Source organism: Halorubrum sp. CGM4_25_10-8A (assembly GCF_005435025.1).
Lineage (GTDB): Archaea > Halobacteriota > Halobacteria > Halobacteriales > Haloferacaceae > Halorubrum > Halorubrum ezzemoulense.
Genome location: NZ_SGTX01000033.1, coordinates 1 through 20109 on the forward strand (window position 1 = coordinate 1; position 20109 = coordinate 20109).

General features: G+C 57.6%; 12 protein-coding genes and 5 pseudogenes. 9 read left to right on the top strand and 8 right to left on the bottom strand.

All coding sequences use genetic code 11. The features are described 5' to 3' along the window. Both EXE52_RS17530 and EXE52_RS17535 read left to right on the top strand, forming a co-directional pair. Positions 1-221 (top strand): annotated as a pseudogene (locus tag EXE52_RS17530) (IS630 family transposase); the annotation flags it as partial. A gap of 3 nt (positions 222-224) precedes the next feature. Next, positions 225-756, top strand: a pseudogene (locus tag EXE52_RS17535) (transposase); the annotation flags it as partial. Between the two features lie 444 nt (positions 757-1200). Here the strand turns inward: EXE52_RS17535 and katG are convergent. Together katG and EXE52_RS19225 are read right to left on the bottom strand one after the other, a co-directional pair. Beyond that, a complete protein-coding gene (katG, locus tag EXE52_RS17540; RefSeq protein WP_089309007.1) occupies positions 1201-3363 on the bottom strand; it encodes a catalase/peroxidase HPI in 2163 nt (720 codons plus the stop codon). Positions 3364-3488: 125 nt separating this feature from the next. After that, positions 3489-3775: pseudogene (locus EXE52_RS19225) on the bottom strand (DNA methyltransferase); the annotation flags it as partial. A gap of 46 nt (positions 3776-3821) precedes the next feature. Between EXE52_RS19225 and EXE52_RS17545 the strand changes: the two are divergent. The 5 genes and pseudogenes from EXE52_RS17545 (at position 3822) to EXE52_RS17575 (ending at position 10267) form a co-directional block, all read left to right on the top strand. Then, positions 3822-4821, top strand: a pseudogene (locus tag EXE52_RS17545) (IS630 family transposase). Positions 4822-4838: 17 nt separating this feature from the next. Then, positions 4839-5024, top strand: a pseudogene (locus EXE52_RS17550) (transposase); the annotation flags it as partial. A gap of 839 nt (positions 5025-5863) precedes the next feature. Further along, a complete protein-coding gene (locus tag EXE52_RS17565) occupies positions 5864-8260 on the top strand; it encodes a DUF5059 domain-containing protein (RefSeq protein WP_199237909.1) in 2397 nt (798 codons plus the stop codon). 224 nt (positions 8261-8484) lie between these two features. Next, positions 8485-9474 carry a hypothetical protein gene (locus EXE52_RS17570; RefSeq protein ID WP_241988295.1) on the top strand — a complete coding sequence of 330 codons (990 nt, stop codon included), beginning with the start codon at positions 8485-8487 and terminating at the stop codon, positions 9472-9474. Between the two features lies 1 nt (position 9475). Further along, positions 9476-10267 (top strand): hypothetical protein, encoded by a 792-nt coding sequence (locus EXE52_RS17575; RefSeq protein ID WP_137703968.1) that lies wholly within the window; start codon positions 9476-9478, stop codon positions 10265-10267. A 257-nt stretch (positions 10268-10524) separates the two neighbouring features. Here EXE52_RS17575 and EXE52_RS17585 read toward each other — a convergent pair whose 3' ends face one another. Further along, complete coding sequence (locus tag EXE52_RS17585; protein WP_137703969.1) at positions 10525-11775, bottom strand: RNA-guided endonuclease TnpB family protein; 1251 nt, start codon at positions 11773-11775, stop codon at positions 10525-10527. A 1486-nt stretch (positions 11776-13261) separates the two neighbouring features. Here EXE52_RS17585 and EXE52_RS17590 point away from each other — a divergent pair. Beyond that, positions 13262-14641, top strand: coding sequence for a Cdc6/Cdc18 family protein (locus EXE52_RS17590; RefSeq protein ID WP_137703970.1), 1380 nt, complete (start codon positions 13262-13264; stop codon positions 14639-14641). A 222-nt stretch (positions 14642-14863) separates the two neighbouring features. On the opposite strand, the gene EXE52_RS17595 is transcribed toward EXE52_RS17590, so the two are convergent. The 4 genes from EXE52_RS17595 to EXE52_RS17610 all read right to left on the bottom strand — a co-directional run bounded on the left by EXE52_RS17595 (position 14864) and on the right by EXE52_RS17610 (position 17324). Next, on the bottom strand, positions 14864-15055 hold the full coding sequence (locus EXE52_RS17595) for a ribbon-helix-helix domain-containing protein (RefSeq protein WP_137703971.1): 192 nt from the start codon (positions 15053-15055) through the stop codon (positions 14864-14866). Positions 15056-15302: 247 nt separating this feature from the next. Continuing rightward, a complete protein-coding gene (queC, locus tag EXE52_RS17600; protein ID WP_137703972.1) occupies positions 15303-15992 on the bottom strand; it encodes a 7-cyano-7-deazaguanine synthase QueC in 690 nt (229 codons plus the stop codon). Positions 15993-16086: 94 nt separating this feature from the next. Next, entirely contained in the window at positions 16087-16863 is a 777-nt protein-coding gene (locus EXE52_RS17605) for a 7-carboxy-7-deazaguanine synthase QueE (RefSeq protein WP_137703973.1), read from the bottom strand. Then, positions 16863-17324: a 6-pyruvoyl tetrahydropterin synthase family protein gene (locus tag EXE52_RS17610; protein WP_137703974.1), complete on the bottom strand. Its 462-nt coding sequence runs from the start codon at positions 17322-17324 to the stop codon at positions 16863-16865. Before EXE52_RS17610 ends, EXE52_RS17605 begins: the two co-directional genes overlap by 1 nt. 196 nt (positions 17325-17520) lie before the next feature. Between EXE52_RS17610 and EXE52_RS17615 the strand changes: the two genes are divergently transcribed. Continuing rightward, positions 17521-18768: a hypothetical protein gene (locus tag EXE52_RS17615; protein ID WP_137703975.1), complete on the top strand. Its 1248-nt coding sequence runs from the start codon at positions 17521-17523 to the stop codon at positions 18766-18768. An 86-nt stretch (positions 18769-18854) separates the two neighbouring features. Here the strand turns inward: EXE52_RS17615 and EXE52_RS17620 are convergent. Then, positions 18855-20109 (bottom strand): Zn-binding domain-containing protein (locus tag EXE52_RS17620; protein WP_137703976.1); only part of this gene is annotated, 1255 nt, incomplete at its 5' end.

Genomic DNA, 20109 nt, shown 5'->3' on the forward strand with positions numbered 1-20109 from the left:
AACTCGGGATTGACCTGATTTTCATTCCATCAGGCTCACCGCACCTCAACCCAATCGAGCAAGTCTGGAAGTATCTCAAATGGACGATGGCACCAATCGTCGTTGAGAGCGAAGCGGAATTCAAAGAGCTCGTTCAGGAAACTTTTGAGAAAATAACGAAACGCGTCAGCTTCGCAAAGAAGTGGTGTGAACAGTTCCTTGACTTTCGAATGTTATCTTAACCATTATCAGCGCAGCAACTCCCACAATCAGGCCACGTTGCCTTGGACAGCACATTCATCGAACGACAGCAAGCTTCTCAACACTACCTCCAACGTTGTGGCCGGCGCGTAAAAACGATCAAGGCGACAACGCTGACCGATACGGAGTAGTTAGCAGTGCTGGACGTACATTGCTGTATCGAGCGTGAACACGACACGAGGGCTGGGCCTTGGGTCGTCCGCGTTCCGGCGGACGACCCTGCGGTCTGTCGCCGCCGACAATGGGTTCCAAGATTGGAACAGCGAATACCAAGTTGCTGCGCTCAATGTCGAGTCTCTTGTTCACTACCGCGGATCTTCGATAATGGCAACTGCCAATAACGCACTCATCCGAGCAAAGGGCTACACGCAACGCTGGATAGCTGAAACAACGTACTCCTCGGTCAAGCGAACGCAGGCCGCTGCCCTGCGTTCGCGGTTCTGGTACCGACAGTTCCGTGAAATCGTTCTTCTCTTCGCTCTCAACAACATCAAGAAACTCGCTAAAACGCTCTAATCGCCTTCCCGTCTTACATTTTCAATAGAGCAGAATAAGAGTCTCACAAGTTGTTACTGCTATTGACGAAAGGATTGGCGAGTTAGAACTGAGCCAAGAGGAAGCGCAAGCGCAGGGAGAACTAACGCGATACCGGGACAAGCGAGGGGATATTGAGGCAGAGATTGATGACCTACAGGCTGAGCGGGAGAAAAAATAAGCCAACTCACTCAACTTCAGGACTGACTGGATAGTATAACACATTTTGAGTAGGAACCAGAGACTAAAGAAAGTTGAGAGTAGAAGAGATGAGTTGCGGGGACGCCGAACTGATTTGAAAGTTAGGTTAGGAGTCAGCGTTTTGGGCCAGTGGCGACAGGATAAATCGCTGCTCTCGACGCCACTGGTTATCCAGTAAACCACGGAAAGCGTGTGGTCAAGAAAGTCTTCGGAGTGCTTCCTCGATTACGCTAGGTCGAAGCGGTCTGCCCGCATCACTTTACTCCAGGCGTTAACGAAGTCTTCGACGAGCTTCTCCTCGCCGTCTTCTGCTGCATACACCTCGGCAATCGAACGGAGCCGGGAGTGTGACCCGAAGATCAGGTCTGTACGGGTCGCCTTCCACTTGAGGTCGCCGGTGTCGCGGTCGTAGCCCTCGAACACCTGCTCCTCAATGGACGGTTCCCAGTTCGTTTCCATGCTCAGGAGGTTCACGAAGAAGTCATTCGTCAGCGCCTCCGGCTGGTCGGTAAGCACGCCGTACTCCCTGTCGCCGTACGTAGCGCCGAGCGTCCGCATACCGCCGACTAACGCAGTCATATCGTCAGGCGTCAGGTTCAGCAGGTCGGCCTTGTCGACCAACAGTTCCTCAGCCGGCTGATCGACACCGTCTGGAACGTAGTTGCGGAACCCATCGACCTGCGGCTTGAGCGCTTCAAACGAGTCTGCATCAGTCTGTCCGGCAGTCGCGTCGGTCCGACCGGGCTCGAATGGCACGTCGATGTCGTAGCCGGCCTCGGCTGCGGCCTCCTCAACGGCCACGTTCCCACCGAGCACAATGAGGTCAGCCAACGACACCTGCACCTCGCCGCGCGAGTCGTTAAACTTTGCCTGGATGCGTTCGTACGTTTCCAAGACTGTTTTCAGCTTCTCCGGCTCGTTAACATCCCAACCGCGCTGTGGTTCCAGGCGAATGCGAGCTCCGTTTGCACCACCACGCTTGTCGCTGTCTCGGTACGTCGACGCAGAGGCCCACGCGGTCTTGATTAACTGCGCCTGTGAGAGGTCCGTCTCAAGAATCGCTTCCTTGAGATGGGCGATCTCTTCGGCACCCACAAGTTCGTACTCTGCATCGGGGAGCGGATCCTGCCAGACCATCGTTTCGTCGGGGACCTCGGGACCGAGGAACCGTTCTGGCGGACCCATGTCACGGTGGGTCAGTTTGTACCAGGCCTTGGCGAACGCTATTCCGAACTCCATTGGGTTCTCCTGGAACGTCTCCATGATCTCTCGGTAGTCCGGATCTTTCTTGAGCGCGACATCCGTCGTGAGCATCATCGGCGTGACCTGCTCACTGTCGTTGAGGGCGTCCGGCGCGGCGTCCTCAAGCTCGTCGCTCTTCGGCGTCCACTGCCAGGCACCACCCGGCCCCTTCTCGGGCTCCCACTCGTAATCGAGGAGGTTATTGACGTATCCCATGTCCCAGTTTGTCGGAGACTGGGTCCACGGCCCCTCAATCCCGCTCGTGGTGACTTCGCCGTCCTCAACGGCGGCGTCATTCTGCCAGCCGAGCCCCATGTTCTCCATGGGAGCCGCCTCCGGCTCGGGCCCGAGTACCTCTTCGGGGTCGTCTTTGCCGTGAACTTTCCCGAAGGTGTGGCCACCAGCAATGAGTGCGGCCGTCTGCTTGTCGTTCATTGCCATCCGGGAGAACGTCTGGCGAATATTCTTTGCCGACGCCTCGGGGTCGGGCTGTCCATCCGGCCCTTCAGGATTAACGTAAATAAGCCCCATCACCGACGCGCCGAGCCCCTTCTTAATCTCACCGGGCTGCTCGAAGCGGCCCTGGGTTTCCAGCTCGTCTTCCGGGCCCCAGTTAACTGCTTTGTCAGTGTCGAAGTCGTCTTCGCGACCGCCAGCGAAGCCGTACGTCTGGAACCCCATCGACTCGACAGCGACGTTCCCAGCGAGGACGATCAGGTCCGACCACGACAGGTTACGGCCGTACTTCTGCTTGACAGGCCAAAGCAGGCGCCGGGCCTTATCAAGGTTGGCGTTGTCCGGCCAACTATTAAGTGGCGCAAACCGCTGCCGGGCACCGGCCGCTCCGCCGCGTCCGTCGTAAGCGCGGTACGTACCAGCACTGTGCCACGCCATTCGGATCATAAGCGGACCGTAGTGGTCGTAGTCGGCCGGCCACCAGTCTTGTGGGTCCGTCAGTACGTCTTCGATGTCCGCCTTGACCTCCTCAAGATCGAGTTCCTGAAACGCCTCTCCGTAGTCGAAGTTCTCATCGAGTGGGTCGGATTTCTGGCTATTCTGATCGAGTATGTCTAAGCTCAGTCGTTCAGGCCACCAGTCCTGATTCGACTTTCCAGTAAACGTCTCGTTTGAACTATTGCTAGCCATCTGCTTAATCATACTGACTTCTGCGTCATAACAGTTGCTTGGCAAAGCTTACCATTACGATGAAAAACCCCGACAATACAAAATAAAATCTACTTTGTAAAGCACTAAAGTTGGCTTAGTCACGGATTTTCTTCGAGAGTTTCACGAGTCCTTACAGCTGCCCGTACGATATGGCGCCGCAGCGAATTCCAAGAAATAGGCTTGTGCTCATCAGTTGGACGGGCTACGATGACAATGTCAAGAGCAACAGCTTCTCATCGGTGAATTTTTGAACATCTGAAGATACTGGATAAGTCGCTGTCACCTCAAAGTCGTTTTCACAGAGAGATTCCAATAGTTCTCCCCACGATTTTTCATCACTATGATTATAAGTGTAGGCGAGAGTACTATCCTCCTTCAGTGTGCGGTTAATATAGTAGTCGGTAGAAGTTTTTACTCAGAAAGGTATGTTGCCTGTAATAGATCAGCTCAACGAGATCTCCGTCGAAGAACTCCAAGAGGCGCTTGACAATGTTGATGGAAACAAGCCGACTCAACGGCTGTTAGCTGCGATCGCGTACAAAAACGGCGTCACGTAAACCGAACTTGCCGAGTGGTACGACACAGAGCGAAAAACGATTTATAACTGGCTCAACCGATTCGATACCGACGAACCGCTTGAACAAGCTGTTACAAATGCTCACTGATCTGGTCGAAAACGAAAAATCTCAGAAAACAGCAAAAAGAGTTTGAACAAACAGTCCACGAATCACCCGAAGAGATCGGCGTTGACGCGCCGGCGTGGACGCCGGCGCTCGCACAAGAATATCTTGAAGAAATGTACGGCGTCGACTACTCAATCCCAAGCTGCCGGCGGTTGTTGAAAGAAGCGGGATTGAGTTATCAAAAACCACGCCGTTCAGCCGCTGAATCCGACGAAGACGACCAAGAAGCGTTTCACGACGAGATCAAAAAAAGCGGCGAGAGATGGACGCCACAGTAGTCTGTATCGATCAAACCAAAAAATCCGTCCAAGTCGAGCCGCGTGCCGCGTGGTTTCCGCGCGGCACGCGGCCTTCTGTCGAATTATCCGGTCAACGGGAGTGGACATGCTTGCTCGGCGCAATCACCGAGGACGGCGATCGCTTTTTCTCACGGCTTCCCGAGTACATCACCGCCGATCACGCAAAACATTTCATTTTAGCACTATGTGACGAATTTGAAGAGGATCTGATCGTCGTGCTCGATGGCGCACCGTATTTTCAGGCATCGGCCGTCACGGACCTCGCGGCCCGTGACGACCTCGCCTTTGTGACGCTCCCGTCATATTCGCCGGAGTTGAACCCTGTCGAGGAATGTTGGAGACAGCTCCAAGCAGCTCTCAGCAACCGATTCTTCGACTCACTCGACGAACTTACAACAGCGATCGATACCGCTCTTGACCAAATTTCCATTCCAAAAGTGGGCAACTATTTCTAACGTCTACTATAGCGTCCCGTGACGACCTCGCGTTTGTGACGGTCCCATCGTATTCACCGGAGCTGAACCCAGTTGAGGAATGCTGGAGATAACTTCAAGCAGCGCTCAGCAACCGGTTCTTCGACTCACTCGACGAGCTGACAACAGCGATCGACAGTGCTCTTGACCAAATCTCTATCCCAAAAGTGAGCAACTATTTCTAACGTCTACTATATCTCTAAATTCTCTCGACAGCGCTCTTGAGTCAACTCAGAGTGACCCGATTCCGACGCCTTCTGCGGATTCAACAGAGCACATCTTTTCGTACTGACTCAACCGGTCGTAGTGTTCGTCGAAAACACCCGCCGTCACGTTCGCGCGGTCACCGACAACCTCTTTCGGAACATCACTGTTCAAATGGTGAGTGATCCCACCACGCCGGAAAGCGTGCGGACTCACGCTCGAGGGGCAGTCAAATGCGGCGGTATACTCCATTACGCCGCATTCATCTGGATCACGGTCATGCGGACACTCTCCAGTGGAAACGTAGGGGCTTGTGTATCTGTAACAATCCCCTCGAAGCGTCGATCGATGCGCACGTCCGTTTGATGTCGACACGAGTGGTCGCCTGCCGAGCTCGTCGTCAACATCAGGCCACCGATTCGCTATCCAGTCACAATGGGTCTTGGGCAGGACGTAAGTCGGGAGAATACGAGTGGTATGAAATACAGGCTCGAAGTATTACTCGTGACGGCACCACCGCCAAGCGACGCCGAACCCGAGCCAGTCAGAGCGGGTATCCAGCGCGGCGAGTTCGATCCGACAGGCGTCACGAATAGTGGAGACGGAGACTGGTCCACGTATGACGAAGATCCATTCACTGACCGACCAACGACTGCCTCTCTGTGAAAAACAGGGGCATTTTCCATTTTAGGCCGGCCAAAAAATCAACGTCTTTAAGTTCTTTTAGGCTGGCCTAAAATATGTGCAAGAGACACGACGAACCTGGCTAAAGGGAACAGGCGCAGCAATAGCTGGCGTTGCCCTCGGAGGTTGTAACGGGATGTCCGGCGATGAAGAGTCGACGCCCGGTGCTAATGAAGGACAGTCAACAGACGGCGCTTCGGACGATGAGGAAGCGCTCCAATCGGATCCGACGCACGCCGCAGTCGCCGCGGAATGGAACACGATGCGGATGCGGCTTGACGACGCGTTTACCTTCAGCATTGCCGGCCACGCCGGGGCGGGGGCGAGCGTCGGTCAGAACGTTTTCGCACGTTTCGAGGGCGCAAACGGCGAGTACGGTGCCCATGAGTTCCTCGAAACGACGAGCGAGGACAACTACGAGGGCTTCGAGGAGGACGGTCTGGTCGTCATGAACGAGGGGCTGAGCGCGGGTGATGTCGAGGCCGCCCGCGGCGGCTGGGAGGCGGCACACACGAACCTCCGCGAGGCGACCGTCACACGCGTCGGCGAGACCGGAGCGAACGCGCTGGAAGTCCTCCGGTTCGGCACGGCGGTCAACAACATCGAACTGCTCTCCGCCGCCGGCGACACCGAGGGCGCGGCGTCGGTCGGCCAAGAGGTGCTGGGCTGGTGGGAAACCTCGCCCGCTCATGATGCGGTCGAAAGCGCCGATAGTGAGGCCTACGAGTCGCTCGAAGGTGGGATGGAAGACGCGATCTCAGCCGCCCAATCCGGTGACATGGAGTCGCTCCGCAGTGCAACAAGTACGGCGTTGAACGCGTCGGCTACTGGAGCGTATGCCGTCGCTACGAACGAGGAACTCGCGGGCGCGGGGCAAATCGCGTCCTATCAGGGTCAGGGCTGGGACGCCGCGGCGCTCGCGTCGATGAGCGGCCCCTCGACGGAGTTTGTCCACGCGGCGGCCCTGACGATCTACCGGGCGCGAGTCCACGACGCGGCCCGGCTCTACGAGCGTGGGCACGCCGAGGCGGCGCGACAGCGCGTCAAGAACGTCTTCGCTCACTTCGAAGGCGCCCGTGCTCACGAGGCTCTGGAAGAGGCCAGCGAGGACGCCTATACCCGCTTCGAGGACGGCGGCTTGAGTGCGCTCTCGGCGGCCATCGAGAACGACGACGCTGAGGGCGTCGCGTCAGCGGTCGAGACAATCAACGGCTCGCTGGTCGAGGGCATTGAGGCGCTGGGAAGTGGCGCCGAGCCGGCGTTGCTTGAGGCGGGCTACTTCAAAGCCCGAATCGAGGACGCTCACGAACGGTACCGTCTCGGCGAAGAGCCGGCCGCTGCCGAGACAGTCCGTGGGCTATTCGAGACATTCGAGACCAACGAGGCCGACTTCCACGAGACGCTCGAAGAGACCGACGAATCGCTGTACGAGACCTTCGAAGAAGAACACCTCAACGGATTGATCACGGCATTCGAGGAGGGCAACGACGCGGCCGTCGACGAACACGTGAGCGGCATCCGCGAAACGCTGCTGTCCTTCGAGACGGCCGCTGGATCGACCGCGCAGGTGAGCGCCGTCGAGAGCGGCTATATGGCCGCTCGGGTCTTCGACGCAGGCGTTCTCGACGTTCTCGGAGAAAACGAGCGCGCCGGGTCGCTGGTTCAGGCGGCCTTCCAGCACTTTGAGGCGGGTGCCGGCGGGTTCCACGAGGCACTCGAAGAGGCCGACCACGACCGCTATGAGTCCTTTGAGGCCGCCCTCAGCGACGCATCGAGCGCTGCACAAGAAGGCGGAGACGCCGGTGAACAGTCCCGTGCGTTCAATGACGAGGCGGTCGGGGCGATTTACGCGGTCGTTGAATCCGGTGGCGGGTCGTTCGGCGGGGCAGCGACATCGATTATGCAAGACACCTTCGCTGCTTTCGAGGAGGCAGAAGTCCACGAGATGCTCGAGGAGGCCGACGAGAGCGCCTACGAAAGATACGAGTCCGCGCTGAACGACTATATCGGCGCGATCGAGTCAGGGTCGGGCGTCAGGAGCGCAGCGTCGGCGTACGCCGACGCTTCGATTCGTGCGCAGTTCGCCGTCGTCGGGGCCGTCGACGAAGCCCCCGTCGGCGAGGGTAGCGGCGGCGAGTCGGGCGGCGGGAGTGAGGAAACGGATCTTCAGGGCGGCCCCAACATTCAGGATGGGGTGCCGGACGACGCCGACCACGTGGTCAATATGCAGGCTGTCGCCTTCGAGCCGGAGGAACTGACGATCCAGCAGGGCGATACAGTCGCGTGGAAGCACGCTGCAGGGGAACCACACAACGTCGTTGCATATGAGGGTGAAATTCCAGAGGACGCGGAGCACTGGGCCTCCGGTGGGTTCGAAAGCGAGGAGGCCGCCCGCGAGGGCTGGGAGGATGGTGAGGGTGCCGTTCAGTCCGGCAAATCGTACGTCCACACGTTCGAAGCGACCGGGACACACGAGTATTTCTGTGTTCCTCATGAGGCTGCAGGGATGGTCGGTTCCGTCATTGTCGAATAAGCGATGGTACCGTCGTATTCCACGTGGTATCGTCGCGAACAAGCATCTAAGCGAGGGGCCGCCGATGAGGGGCCCCCTGCGAGAGGTGACCGGCTGACGCCTCTCCGAGAGAGACCAGGGAATCGACGCTTTCCCGAGTGGGGTGCGCATTTGCCATTCCCGAAAACGACACTCGATATGCGCAGCGTCCCAGTCGACAAACAATGCTACGGGACTGACTATGAGTGGTCTGTCGGACCCTCAAACAGTCCCGATTCCGGTTCAAAAAGGCCATCAAATGGGGTTTCAGAGTAAGTATGGTCGGCCCGACACTTATTGACATCAGGGAACACATCGACGGCCTCGGGACCAAAGGCGGCCAGTACTACGTCCGCTGTGGCCGCACGGGCGACCGACCGGTCCCGGCGGCCGGCACTCGGTTCCCGGACCGGGCCACCGCACGGGCCGCCGCTCGGGCCACCAAACAGTACCGCTCGGCGCTGCGACGATACGACCCGCAGGTCCCTTACTACGACCTGATCGTCTGTGAGGAGCCACCAATGGGTTCGACGAAAGGACACCGCTACGATTCGATGACCGAACGAGACGAGTACACGCTTTCCGAGCCCGTGATCACCAAGACTCCCACTCCCGGACACGGCGATCTCGTCGAGTTCTGTCACCGCGTCGCCGGCGCCGTCTTCGAGACGCTTTCTGAATCGGGGTACGACGACATCGAGACTGCTGTTATGGACGCCTACTTCGAGCTCGCCGAGAACGTCGGTGGACCCGACGAACTCTGTCTCTGCCTGCTCAAAAGCATAACTGCTGAACTCCACGAGCGGCTGTCTCCTGCTGACCAGGCTGAAGTCCTTACCGATGCCGCAGCGCGACTCAAACCACCCACCGACGAAACCAATCCTCTCGACGCGACGCTGGACACACTCGAGCAGCGAGGCGTTATCGAGAGCTACACGGGCTCGCCGGACTCGGTCGATCTCGACACTGGCGCGGAAGCCGTTGTCGTGCAGATCTCCGGCTACGCACTCTCGGCACAGAACGACCGACTTCCCGTACTGCCGGTCACGCTCGAACTCTGCCGCCATCACACGGACCATCCCCCACAATCTATTCAGGTGACCACCGGAGACGGCGGCTGGCAGCTCATGTTCGGCCTCGCGGACACGGGAGACCAAAACGGCATCGTAAGTGCGCCGATCGACGGGGAGGTGTGAGATGGTCGTCGACACCTACATCGAGCAAGCGCGAACGTGCGCTCGATCCGAGCAGGATGCTATTGCTGAGATGCGGGACGCTTACGAGGCATTCATCCGTCGGGTACAGAAACAACAGCCCGAGCAGACACCATCATCGGCTGCTGGCCTCACAACAGCCGGGGGAGTCACTCACCTCTCCGCAGACTCCTCCAGTACTGATGGCTGTCGGCCTGTCCGAAAGGCCTTCGCCGAGACGATTCGCCCCCACAGCGTCGCCGATCTCGACGAGACCGAGTCCTTGCTGGAAACGATGCGCGAGGAGTTTACTGACGCAATCGCAGTAGCACTCGCCCCGACGACAGAGGCCTCGTTCACTCCCGACCTGAAACGGATGGTCCTCACCGAAGCACAAGCTCGGCGGGCGGAAGCCACGGCGTTACGGAAAGCGCTCGAACGCGAGGAAGCACATCTCGACGAGGCGGGTGTGGTGGTCGACGACATCATCGCCTGGATCGTCAACGCGAACCAGACGCCGTTGACCGACCTCGGCTTCGATGCGCTACAACAGCGCCACGAAACGCTTACCGATCATCGCGACCGCTGTGAGGAGATGGCTTACGACCGGCAGGCATTCCTCGAGGCAACGACGAACAACGGTGTTGACGTCGGCGTCCGCCACCGAAGCCTCATGCCGTACCTCTATCAGGATTTCCCAGTCGACCATCCGGTGCTGGCGACGGTGGCGACGCTCGATGAAACGTGTCAGAAGTGCCAACGAACCGTGCGGGATCATCTGGTTCGGGGGGGCTGACCGATGAGCAACGGGCCTCGTCGACAGCGAGCGGAGCCGGCTCGTGTTCGCTCGGTTCGCGCCGTCGGCCCAGAACGCGGGGCTGTCGGCGCCGAGGACGCGGTCGAGCAGGAGTGCTTGGACGGGCGTGACTCCGAGTTCGTCGTCGACGTCGACGAGCGTGACGCCCGGCGAGAGGTCCGGGAGGTCGCCGGTCGGTCGTCGGGAACGAGTTGGCATGGTAGGGCCGACGGGGAATTAGGTGAACCGCCTCGGGGTCAAGCCCCGAGGCTTCCCGTTTCAATGACGCGACTTGCAGGAACCGACGAAGAAGAGCCTCCATCGGTTTCCACAGCGGTCGCAGTCTCCACGGGCGTCACTTCGGCCTGTCCCAGACCTAACTCCTGAAGACCACGAGAAAGAACGTTGTACGACGCATTCGCATCCCTGTCCGCCTCAAACCCACAACTCGGGCAACTGTGTTCTCGCACCCACAGCGGCTTCTCCGTCTCGACACCACACTCGGCGCACTCCTTGGTCGTCCCCGCAGGGTTCACTTGGACGACGTGCGTGCCGTACAAGTCGCCCTTGTACTCCAGCATCTCAATGAATGCACGCCACGCGGCATCCTGCTTGTTCCGTGCATTTCCGTCGCTTTGGAGCATCCCCGCGACGTTCAAGTTTTCAACGAACACGGCGTCATACTCTTTGACGAGCCACGTCGTGAGCTTGTGCTGGAAGTCTTCGATTTTCCGCTTGATCCTTCGCTTGACTTTGGCGACCTTACGGCGTTGTTTCTCCCAGTTGTTACTCCCGTGTTCTTTCCGGGAGAGACTGCGCTGTTCCCGACACAGGCGTTCGTACTCGTCGGAGAGGTCGAGCCAGTCCACGCTGTCACCGTCCGACGTGTAGATGTAGTTGGTGATGCCGAGGTCGATGCCAACGCAGTCCTCAACATCCAAGTCGTCTACGTCAGGTTTCTCGGGGAGTGCAGTGTCTTCGACTTCGAGGCCGAACGTGACGTACCACTCACCCGTCGTCTCCTTTTTCAGGGTGACTTCTTTGATGGTGGCGTTGCTGGGAATCTCTCGGTGGTAGCGGATAGGGATGTCACCGATTTTGGAGAGCCAGAGCGTGGCAGTCCGACCACTCGTGTTTTTGAGTTCGAAGCCGGACTGCGAGTACGTTAGACTCTGGTATTCCCTTGGTGCCTTCCACTTGAGCCGCCCGACGGTGTGCCCGTTCTGCTTCTTCTCGGAGAGGGTTGAGAGGTTGTCGTAGAAGCGTTCGACGGTCTTCTGCAACGCCTTCGAGTAGACTTCAGAGAACACGGGCCATTTGTCTTTCCACTCGGTGAGGCGCTTCTGGTGTTGGTACGCCGAACCGATGTTGTCCTCGTCGGTGTCGAGGGTTTGGTATTCGTAGCGGGTGTGGTTGTAGGCTTGACGATGAATGTCAATGTGACGTTCCACTTCCGCAGTCACGCCTGTTCGGTCAGGGTAGGCGCGGAAGCGGTAGTCGTACCACATCGCTGTACCGTGATTATCGCCGTGTTGGTAGTTAATTGTTAGTGTCACGGAGTGTCGGCTTCAACCCCGGGGTCAAGCCCCGGGGCATTCGCCTCGTACCGCCTGTAAAAGGGGTGAGCCATGGACGGGCGGTGAAAGTGGAAGTGACACCCCGCAGGCTGTGACCACTATCAGCGATAAGCAGTTCGTTTGTAGTACTCAGCTTTGAATGTTGAGTATCTAACACTTAATCGACCGAAAATGGCGGCTGAGACGGTGTGAGCATGGAAAAGAGAGTTCAGCCGCAGACGCTCCGCTCTCCACTAGAGGTTCAAACGCAGTGAACGCTGTCTTCATTACCCTCTGTGAATCACTCTCCTGTTCGACCGATACCGTAAACTCCTCGTAGGACGTCTTTCCCTCCGGTTTCGGGCCTAATAGTGTCAACACGACAACGTTCAAAGCTGAGTCAATCAGAGGCTTCTGGTTTGACGCTGATCTTCAGAACAGGACAGGTAATATGTTCCCAGTCAAGAGCCCCGCACATGGTGGCGCAGGGGACCCGCCTCACTCGCCAATTCAAAATCTAAAACACTACTACTTCACCCACCCCCGGGGATGTCCGCAATTTCACGGGATATAGTGACAAACTACGCTGTCAAGTCTGTATTGTAGTAATCTTGGTTGCGAGTATTTCACGTGGCCTCGGAGGTGTAGTGGTTCGAACAGGAGACCACGGGTTTAGCTGTGAAAGTACGTGAGTTACTATTGGATCTCACTACACGGCTCGTTAGGCCGGGGGTAGTGGGTTCCCCGATAGGAGTCTATGTTTGAGCCAACGTCGGTTAATCGAGAATGATGAAGCCGTTTGAGGATTACCTCTCCCACCCCCGGGGGCGTCCGCAATTCACGGAGGAAAGAAGAAGTCAGATTCAAAACGAAACTGAGAGACTCAGTTCACGTGTACTTTAGAATGACCCGCTAATGACTGAAAATAGCCTTCACGGGTTCAGTAGTCACGATTTCGTATAGAAACCATCTAATAAACTATGTTTCAGTGACGGTCGCAAAGAGTCGATATATCTACCGCCCGCCCCCGGGGATGTCCGCAATTCTGAGTCCAGACTGTCTGCCGGTCTAAGTCGGACAGCAGCCAAAGTACTTAAACAAATACTAAACACAATAAGAACAAGCGTAAGAATCCTTCTATCTGCTACTTACACATACCAATAAAAAGATTTATTATATACGTTAGTGACTATTGCTAATCGTGGCAAATTCACGAATTCTACGTCTAGTTAGGCCGATGAAGATAGCTATAATAGGGGTACTGTTTCTCGGATAATTGCGGACAACCCCGGGGGCGGGGGTATAGTTCGTATTGAGTCACAACACGACCGTCTGTTACCAAACTGACGACAATCCCGGACAGGGCGGGGGGTTATACAGACAAGTCAGACATTACGGACACGGGGGTTTATGTGGTATGAATACACGAAATATGGTAGTGGACTCGTCCCCGTATTCAACGACCTCCGAGATCTTTGCGGTCGGCGGCGAGGACTACCTCAAAGAAGGCCACACGCCAGCAACGCTTCCAGAACGCCAAAACGAGATCTTGAAGCTACGACGGTCGTTGAAGCCAGCAGCTCGCGGTGCCGGCGCTGAAAACACGTTCCTCTCAGGGAAAGCCGGCCAGGGAAAGACAGCAGCCGCAAAAGCAGAATTGGCCGAGTTGGAGATGTTCGCTAACGCCCAGAATCTCGACCTAACAACGGTGTTCTTCTCGTGTGAGGGTATTTCTTCAAGCTACACACTCGCCTGTGGACTCTGTGAAGAAATCGGTGGCGAGAATCCTAACGGCCACTCGATGCAGAAGGTTCTTGACCACCTCTGGGAGGGAATGAACGAGATTGGTGGCACAATCATCATCGTCCTCGACGAGATTGACAACCTCGGTACGGACGATAAGATCCTCTATTCGCTCCCCCGTGCACGTGATAAAGACTACGTCAACGACGATGTCTATCCGTCAATCATTGGCATCAGCAACGACCTCCAGTGGCGTGATAACCTCGATCCGGCCGCGAAAGATAGCCTCTACGATGATTCGATTTTCTTTGCGCCTTACGACGCACATGAACTCCGTGATATCCTTTCTCGCCGTGCGAGCAAAGCATTCCGTGACACTTCACTTGTATATGAGACTCCCGCCGGCGAAGAGTTTGAGGCCGATGTCGACTTGGATGATGACGATGGCTCGCTTGCCAAAGCCTTCGAACAGATAGATGTCGACCGATCCGAGTGTACACTGCTTCGTATTGATTCAGCGATTCTGTCTGATGACGTGATTCCGCTCTGTGCTGCGTACGCTGCTCAGGACAAAGGCAGTGCCCGCCAAGCAATCAAGTACCTCCGGAAAGCCGCAGCGATTGCTGAATCTGAGGGTGATACGCGAGTTGGGGAAGAACACGTCCGAGCCGCTCAAAGCGAAGCTGAGCGCGAGCTCATCATTGAAGGGATGGAGCAGCTCACGACTCAGGGGCACCTCGCGCTCGCAGCGGTGACAATTCTTGAGCTCGGAGGCTCCTCCGGGATCCGGACCCGCGATGTCTATGATGTCTACACCTCCCTTTCAGACCACATCGGTGCTGACCGTTTGGCTCAACGTCGAATGCGTGATCATCTTATCGAGCTCGATATGTTGAGTATCATTCGAGCACGAAAATCTGCCTCGGGGTCGGTTGGTGGTGAAGCCTATACGTTTGAACTCCGCGTTGAGCCCTCGACAGCGATTGAGGTACTGGAGGCCGTTTCTCGATTCGAATCGGTTGAGTTCAATGAACTTGCGAAAAGCTGGCTCAACGAACAGCAGACACTGAACTAGCCCCAGTCGCGGCGGCAGTAGTCCGATACGCACACCCCCCGGTGTGTCCGCAATTGATGGAATATTTAGTGACGCTGAGGATTGTGAATCAGTTTCGTTGCCCCCTCTTTGACTCCTCCCATCGCCTTCACCATTTTATATCGCACACGGGGTGTGGGGGTACGATCTCGCGTGGATTGTAGTTAACCAACAAACCCACTCCAAAAACGACCTTTTTGTTGGTTAACGTGGCTGGCCCTTTTCCCCACTCTCGGCTCGTCCGTGCCGTCTATCTATCTCATCAAGCATATCGAGCGTCTTTCGGATTGATGCCCGAACCGCGTCGCTTCGATTGACGAATTTTCCCTCGTCACCGACGTGTTCGTTGAGGTCATCAAGCAGTTCTTGGGGGATCTCAACGCTGACCTTCGGCATACGCTCGTATTCGCAGAGGAATCTCTTCAGCGTATCGCACAGCACCCCAGTTGCTAGATTGGAGCCTCACCTACGTCGTCTCGGCATCCGGAGTCACAATCTATCTCAGATCATGCTGTGATTACGACAGGTCGTCTTGGAATCTTCTAAGACTGAAACATTCATTCGGGTTCGCCGAATACGTGTGATGTATGTAGCGGAGCGATAACCGGTCGTCTGCCGCGGACAAAGCGTAACGACCGGCGAGTTACGAGAACTCCGGCCGCTCAGCATACGCAATCGGGTCACGTGACCCGGCATTCCGAAACGCCTCAAGCCGGAACGCACACGCATCACACGTCCCACACGCCGGTTCCTCGTCGCGGTAACACGACCACGTCATCTCGTACGGCACCCCGAGCTCCAACCCCCGCTCCGCAATCTCCGTCTTCGACCACTCGACGAACGGCGCTTTCAGCTCGATCTCCGTCTCTGGTTTCGTCCCGACGTCGATCACGTTCTGAAAGGCGTCGAAGAAGGCGGGGCGACAATCGGGATACCCGGAGAAGTCCTCGGAGTGCGCCCCAATGAACAGCGCCTCTGAATCAGTCGCCTCCGCGTACGACGTCGCCATCGACAACAGATTCGCGTTTCGGAAGGGCACGTACGACGTCGGGATCTCGTCACTCTCCATGTCGGCGTCAGCCACGTCCATCTCTTCGTCCGTCAAACTCGATGTACCGATCTGCGAGAGGTGCCCCGTTTCGATATGGAGGAAGTCGGCCGCGTCGACCTCCTCAGCAAGCGCTTTCGCACACTCGTACTCCTTGTCTTCAGTTCGCTGCCCGTACGACGTGTGGAGGAAGTACGGCTCGTACCCCTGCTCGATCGCCTCGTAGACAGCCGTCGCACTATCCATCCCGCCGGACACCAGAATCACCGCGCTTTTGTTGCTCATGTCTGCCCAGTTGTGTCGAATCGATTGTCACTCTGTTCACCACACCGCACTCGCGGCACTGCGCTCTTCCGACCGGTCTCTGAGAGTGACGTACTCATGTACCCGGTGCGTCGTTCCATAGGTCCACGTGGAGTCGTGGCGTGTACCGGTAGCCGTACTCCATCGCCAGCTCGGCGACCTCGCTTCGCGTCCCGTCGAGTTGCTCGCGCGTCATGCCCTCCGGCATCAACAGGACGTCATCATCGGCGACGGTCGTCGCCGTCGCTTCTCGCACTCGGTCAACCAGGCCCGTGATCTCCGGGAGGTCCGACTCGTCGGTCACGACGAACTTGAGTTGGGTCTCGTACGCATCGACCATCTGGGACAACGCATCCATGTCGATCCGGTTCTGTTCGTGTTTCTGTTCCCACTCTCCCTCCCCCTTCGGGTCACGCTCCGGTGTCGGCGTGCTGTTCGCCAGCTTCGGGCTGATACTCGCCAGATCGATCGGCGCGTCCCGATGGATCGTCCCGTTCGTCTCCACCGTCGTGTGATACCCCTCTGCGTCAAGCCGTTCTAAGAGCTCGACGGACTCCTCGTGGATGAGTGGTTCCCCACCTGTGAGCACGACGTGGCCAGCCTGTTCGTGGGACTGTATTTCCTCGACGATCGAATCGACGTCGCGCCACGCCCCGGTCGGCTCCCACGACGTATGGTAGGAATCACAGAACCAACACCGGAGGTTACACCCAGACGTCCGCACGAAGACAGAAGGGACACCTGCGAGCGTTCCCTCACCCTGTAACGAGTAGAACACCTCGTTGATCGGGAGGCCCTCACTAGTCACGTCAGCGTCCGTTGCGGGTTCCTCGATATCGCTAGCGACCGGCATCAGTAACTCGCACAGAGCTCACCGGTTTCGCTCACCGACACCGACACGTCCGAGATGGTGTCCGGGAACGCATCGAGCATGCGTTGTTCGAGGAGGACGCTCATGACCTCGGCTGTCGGTGGGTGATCGAGGACGACGAGGGCGTCGCCGTCGCCCGACGCTTCGAAGGCATCGACAAGTGGGTCGCCCTCCTCAACGAGGAACCGGTGGTCCCACGCGTCGATGACGTCCGTGACGTCGCCTTTGTCGACGACCCAGCCTTCTTCGGTGAGTTCCCCCGTCACTTCCACGGTGATCTCGTAGTTGTGGCCATGTGGCCGCGAGCACTTCCCATCGTGATGGAGGATTCGATGGCCCGAGCTGATTCGGATGGGGTTGTCGGCTCCGATTTGGAGTGTTCGTTGGCCTGCCTCAGCGAGATCGATCGGCTTAGAGTCATCTTTCGATATGCTCTGGGACATACTTGAAGAATACTTGTGTGAGGGATAAGCGTTGAGATTTGGTCGTCCTGCCGATGCCTCAGGCTGTACGATCGACGGAAGCCATCAAAGAGTGTCAACGGTAAATTTAGAACTCATGGCAAATAGATACACCACGCCTCTGATTCGGGATCTCTAAACCCCCCAATTATGTTTCCCACGAGTGATAGCCAGTGTAATGGCAGCCTCGCTCGCTGAACCTACGGTGCTTGCTGCTGCGAAAGATACGCTGTATCCTGATATTGAGACGAGCCCCGATCAGTACGCGGTCACAGAAACGCAGTTCACGCAATCCACGTGGGGCGGGTGGACTATTCCGCAGGCGCTACGAGAGCGGCTTGCGCCGTACAACACGATTCGACTCGCTGCTGGGGAACCAGATCTTCTCGGCGTTGGGATGCCGGCCACTGAGGTGCTCAACGGTGATGCGGCCACGACACCAGTCACAGTGATCGAGGCGAAAGGCCACAACTCGGACCCGGCCGCTGCGGACGTCGCTCGCGGTATCACCCAAGCGCACAACCATCTCCCTGAAGTCAACCTTGGCTACGTCGCTGCGCCGGCGCCCAGTATCACCGACACAGCACGTGCCCAGGCGCGGAATCTCAACGTTGGTGTCATCGCCGTCGATGATTCGGATTCGGCACGTGTCATCGAACCCGCTCGCGTCACGGGGGCTGGTGAGTTCTCGACGACAATCGATGCGGTCCGGCTTCAGGCGACTACGCATCGACTAACCGACGGAAGCTTCCCGGTGAATCACCCGAAAAACTACCTCGGATACGCGCTTGCGGTTGCTGTCGACGGCGACACCGAGACCGTGTACGTCGACAACGTCATCAACGCTATTTCTGGTGGGCGGCGCGGCGCGATTCTGTTGAACCTCGTCAACGACCAGCCAAACGGCGACTCACTCACGCACCTCGGCGCAGAAGTCGTCCGCTTCGGCCGCGACCAGCACGGCAGTGTAACAGCGGCGCTCGCCGAGTTCGACACGTGGACAGGCAGATCAACGAGGTTCACCGAGCTCGCCCCACGATGGGCACAGCTCGCACGCTCCGTCGCCATCCAATACGAGCCGACTCGACTCATCATCAGCGCACTCGAACGGCTCCATCAGAGCGGGACGCGAGACGCAACGCTCGCCGACGTCGCACTCGAAGCCGCACGCATCAACCAACCACTCGCCGTCGAAGTGTTCTTCACCCAGCATCGACGGGACGATGTCCTCACCGCAGACGGCGACATCAATGAAGCCGTGCTGACTGATCCGACGGTGTACAAGTCTGGCATTCACTTCCAATTCAAATACCAACTCTACCACGTCGGAATCCTCACCACCGGCGGCACCGACGACAAGAAGACCGTGTTGAGCAACACGTGGCGGTTAGAGCAAGCGGTTGGTAGCGCATCCGGACCACGGTGACCCAGGAGAGAGTTTCAACGGAGAACTGTACGCACCCACCGGCTTAGGTCCGTCTGTGAACGGATTGTTCCGCGTCGAATACCTCGCTACCTCTCTGACTGTGTATCGAACGCTGCCAACAAGTCATCAAGAATCATCGTCCCAGTCGCAGTGTCGAGTGGGTCGTTGTTGTTCCCACAGTCTTCGCTCATGACACAGAGCGGGCAGCCCCGGCGACGGCCACACTCACAGTCAGCAATGTGTTCGCGTGTCCGGTCCGCTAGTGTCTCGATGTGCTCGTATATCGCCTTTGAGAAGCCGATCCCACCGTCGATTCCATCATGAACAAACCATGTCGGCCCTGGGATCGTCTCGTGTGGGTACGACGGCGTTGAGAGCCCGCCAATATCGTGATTGTCGATCATCAGCTCCAGCGGTGCGAGCTGGATGATCCCGTGTTCAGCGGCGTGGAGCCCGCCAGCGTACGTGTACCGCGCTTGTTCCATCGGCACTCGCGGATCATCGCCTGCGCGTTCCGTCGGTTCCAAGAGCGGCGCATCAAGGGCATTGATCGTCGTCCGTAGATGGTCCTCGGGCAGCGAGACCCACAGGAGCTCGGTCTGTAAATCAAGCGGTGGTGTCTCGGTCGGAAGCGGTCCGTCAATGAGTTCGCCCGTTCGGTAGTCACGGACCATGTAGCTCCCGTAGGTGATCCGCACCGTCCCTGTCCCGAAGTAGATATCATAGTCACCTGCCAGCGAAGTGTGGTCTTTGACGTCGAGATCCTGAACCTGCTTGGTTGACAGCGTCTGCGTGTAGTGCGTGGTAGCCACCTCCTCGACGTGGATTCGCGGGTGCGGCTGGTCGTGGTCCACCTCTGTCACTTCGTACTGTTGGCCCGCATGGAGGAACAACGCCCCCTCATGGTAGTCACGGTAAGCTCGTTCCGTAGCGACCGGGTCGTGCTCAATCTCGCCGTTGGTACAGACCACCTCGTAATCGATGCCCGTCGTCCCGTACAGCGAGATCCGGCTCTGCGGGCGTCGGTCGCCGGCGTAGGTAATACCGCCAGCGTCGAGATCCCCCGCTTGTTCAAGTAACCCGGCGTCTTGCCACATGGCTGTCATCTCTCGGAACCGGTCTTCACCACCGAGATACGGCGCGTCCTCAGCCGTGAGCGGACGTTCGGCGGCCGCCGCGAGCAGGTGGTCTGCGAAGACGCGGTCGTTATCGATAGAGACCACCGCATCCTCCACGGTGTCGTCATCGAATAGATACCCTGGATTATCGAGAATATAGGCATCCATCGCGTCTGTCCCCCCAACAAGCACTGAGAGCGCGTCACTCGTCCCGCGGCCCGCC

What these genes read in the sequence shown, in the direction of transcription:
- EXE52_RS17615 (WP_137703975.1), top strand. Translation starts at nt 17,521, where the DNA reads ATGGCAGCCTCGCTCGCTGAACCTACGGTGCTTGCTGCTGCGAAAGAT.
- EXE52_RS17595 (WP_137703971.1), bottom strand. Translation starts at nt 15,055, where the DNA reads ATGCCGAAGGTCAGCGTTGAGATCCCCCAAGAACTGCTTGATGACCTC.
- EXE52_RS17585 (WP_137703969.1), bottom strand. Translation starts at nt 11,775, where the DNA reads ATGTGGTACGACTACCGCTTCCGCGCCTACCCTGACCGAACAGGCGTG.
- EXE52_RS17565 (WP_199237909.1), top strand. Translation starts at nt 5,864, where the DNA reads ATGTCCGGCGATGAAGAGTCGACGCCCGGTGCTAATGAAGGACAGTCA.
- EXE52_RS17610 (WP_137703974.1), bottom strand. Translation starts at nt 17,324, where the DNA reads ATGTCCCAGAGCATATCGAAAGATGACTCTAAGCCGATCGATCTCGCT.
- katG (WP_089309007.1), bottom strand. Translation starts at nt 3,363, where the DNA reads ATGGCTAGCAATAGTTCAAACGAGACGTTTACTGGAAAGTCGAATCAG.
- EXE52_RS17575 (WP_137703968.1), top strand. Translation starts at nt 9,476, where the DNA reads ATGGTCGTCGACACCTACATCGAGCAAGCGCGAACGTGCGCTCGATCC.
- EXE52_RS17605 (WP_137703973.1), bottom strand. Translation starts at nt 16,863, where the DNA reads ATGCCGGTCGCTAGCGATATCGAGGAACCCGCAACGGACGCTGACGTG.
- queC (WP_137703972.1), bottom strand. Translation starts at nt 15,992, where the DNA reads ATGAGCAACAAAAGCGCGGTGATTCTGGTGTCCGGCGGGATGGATAGT.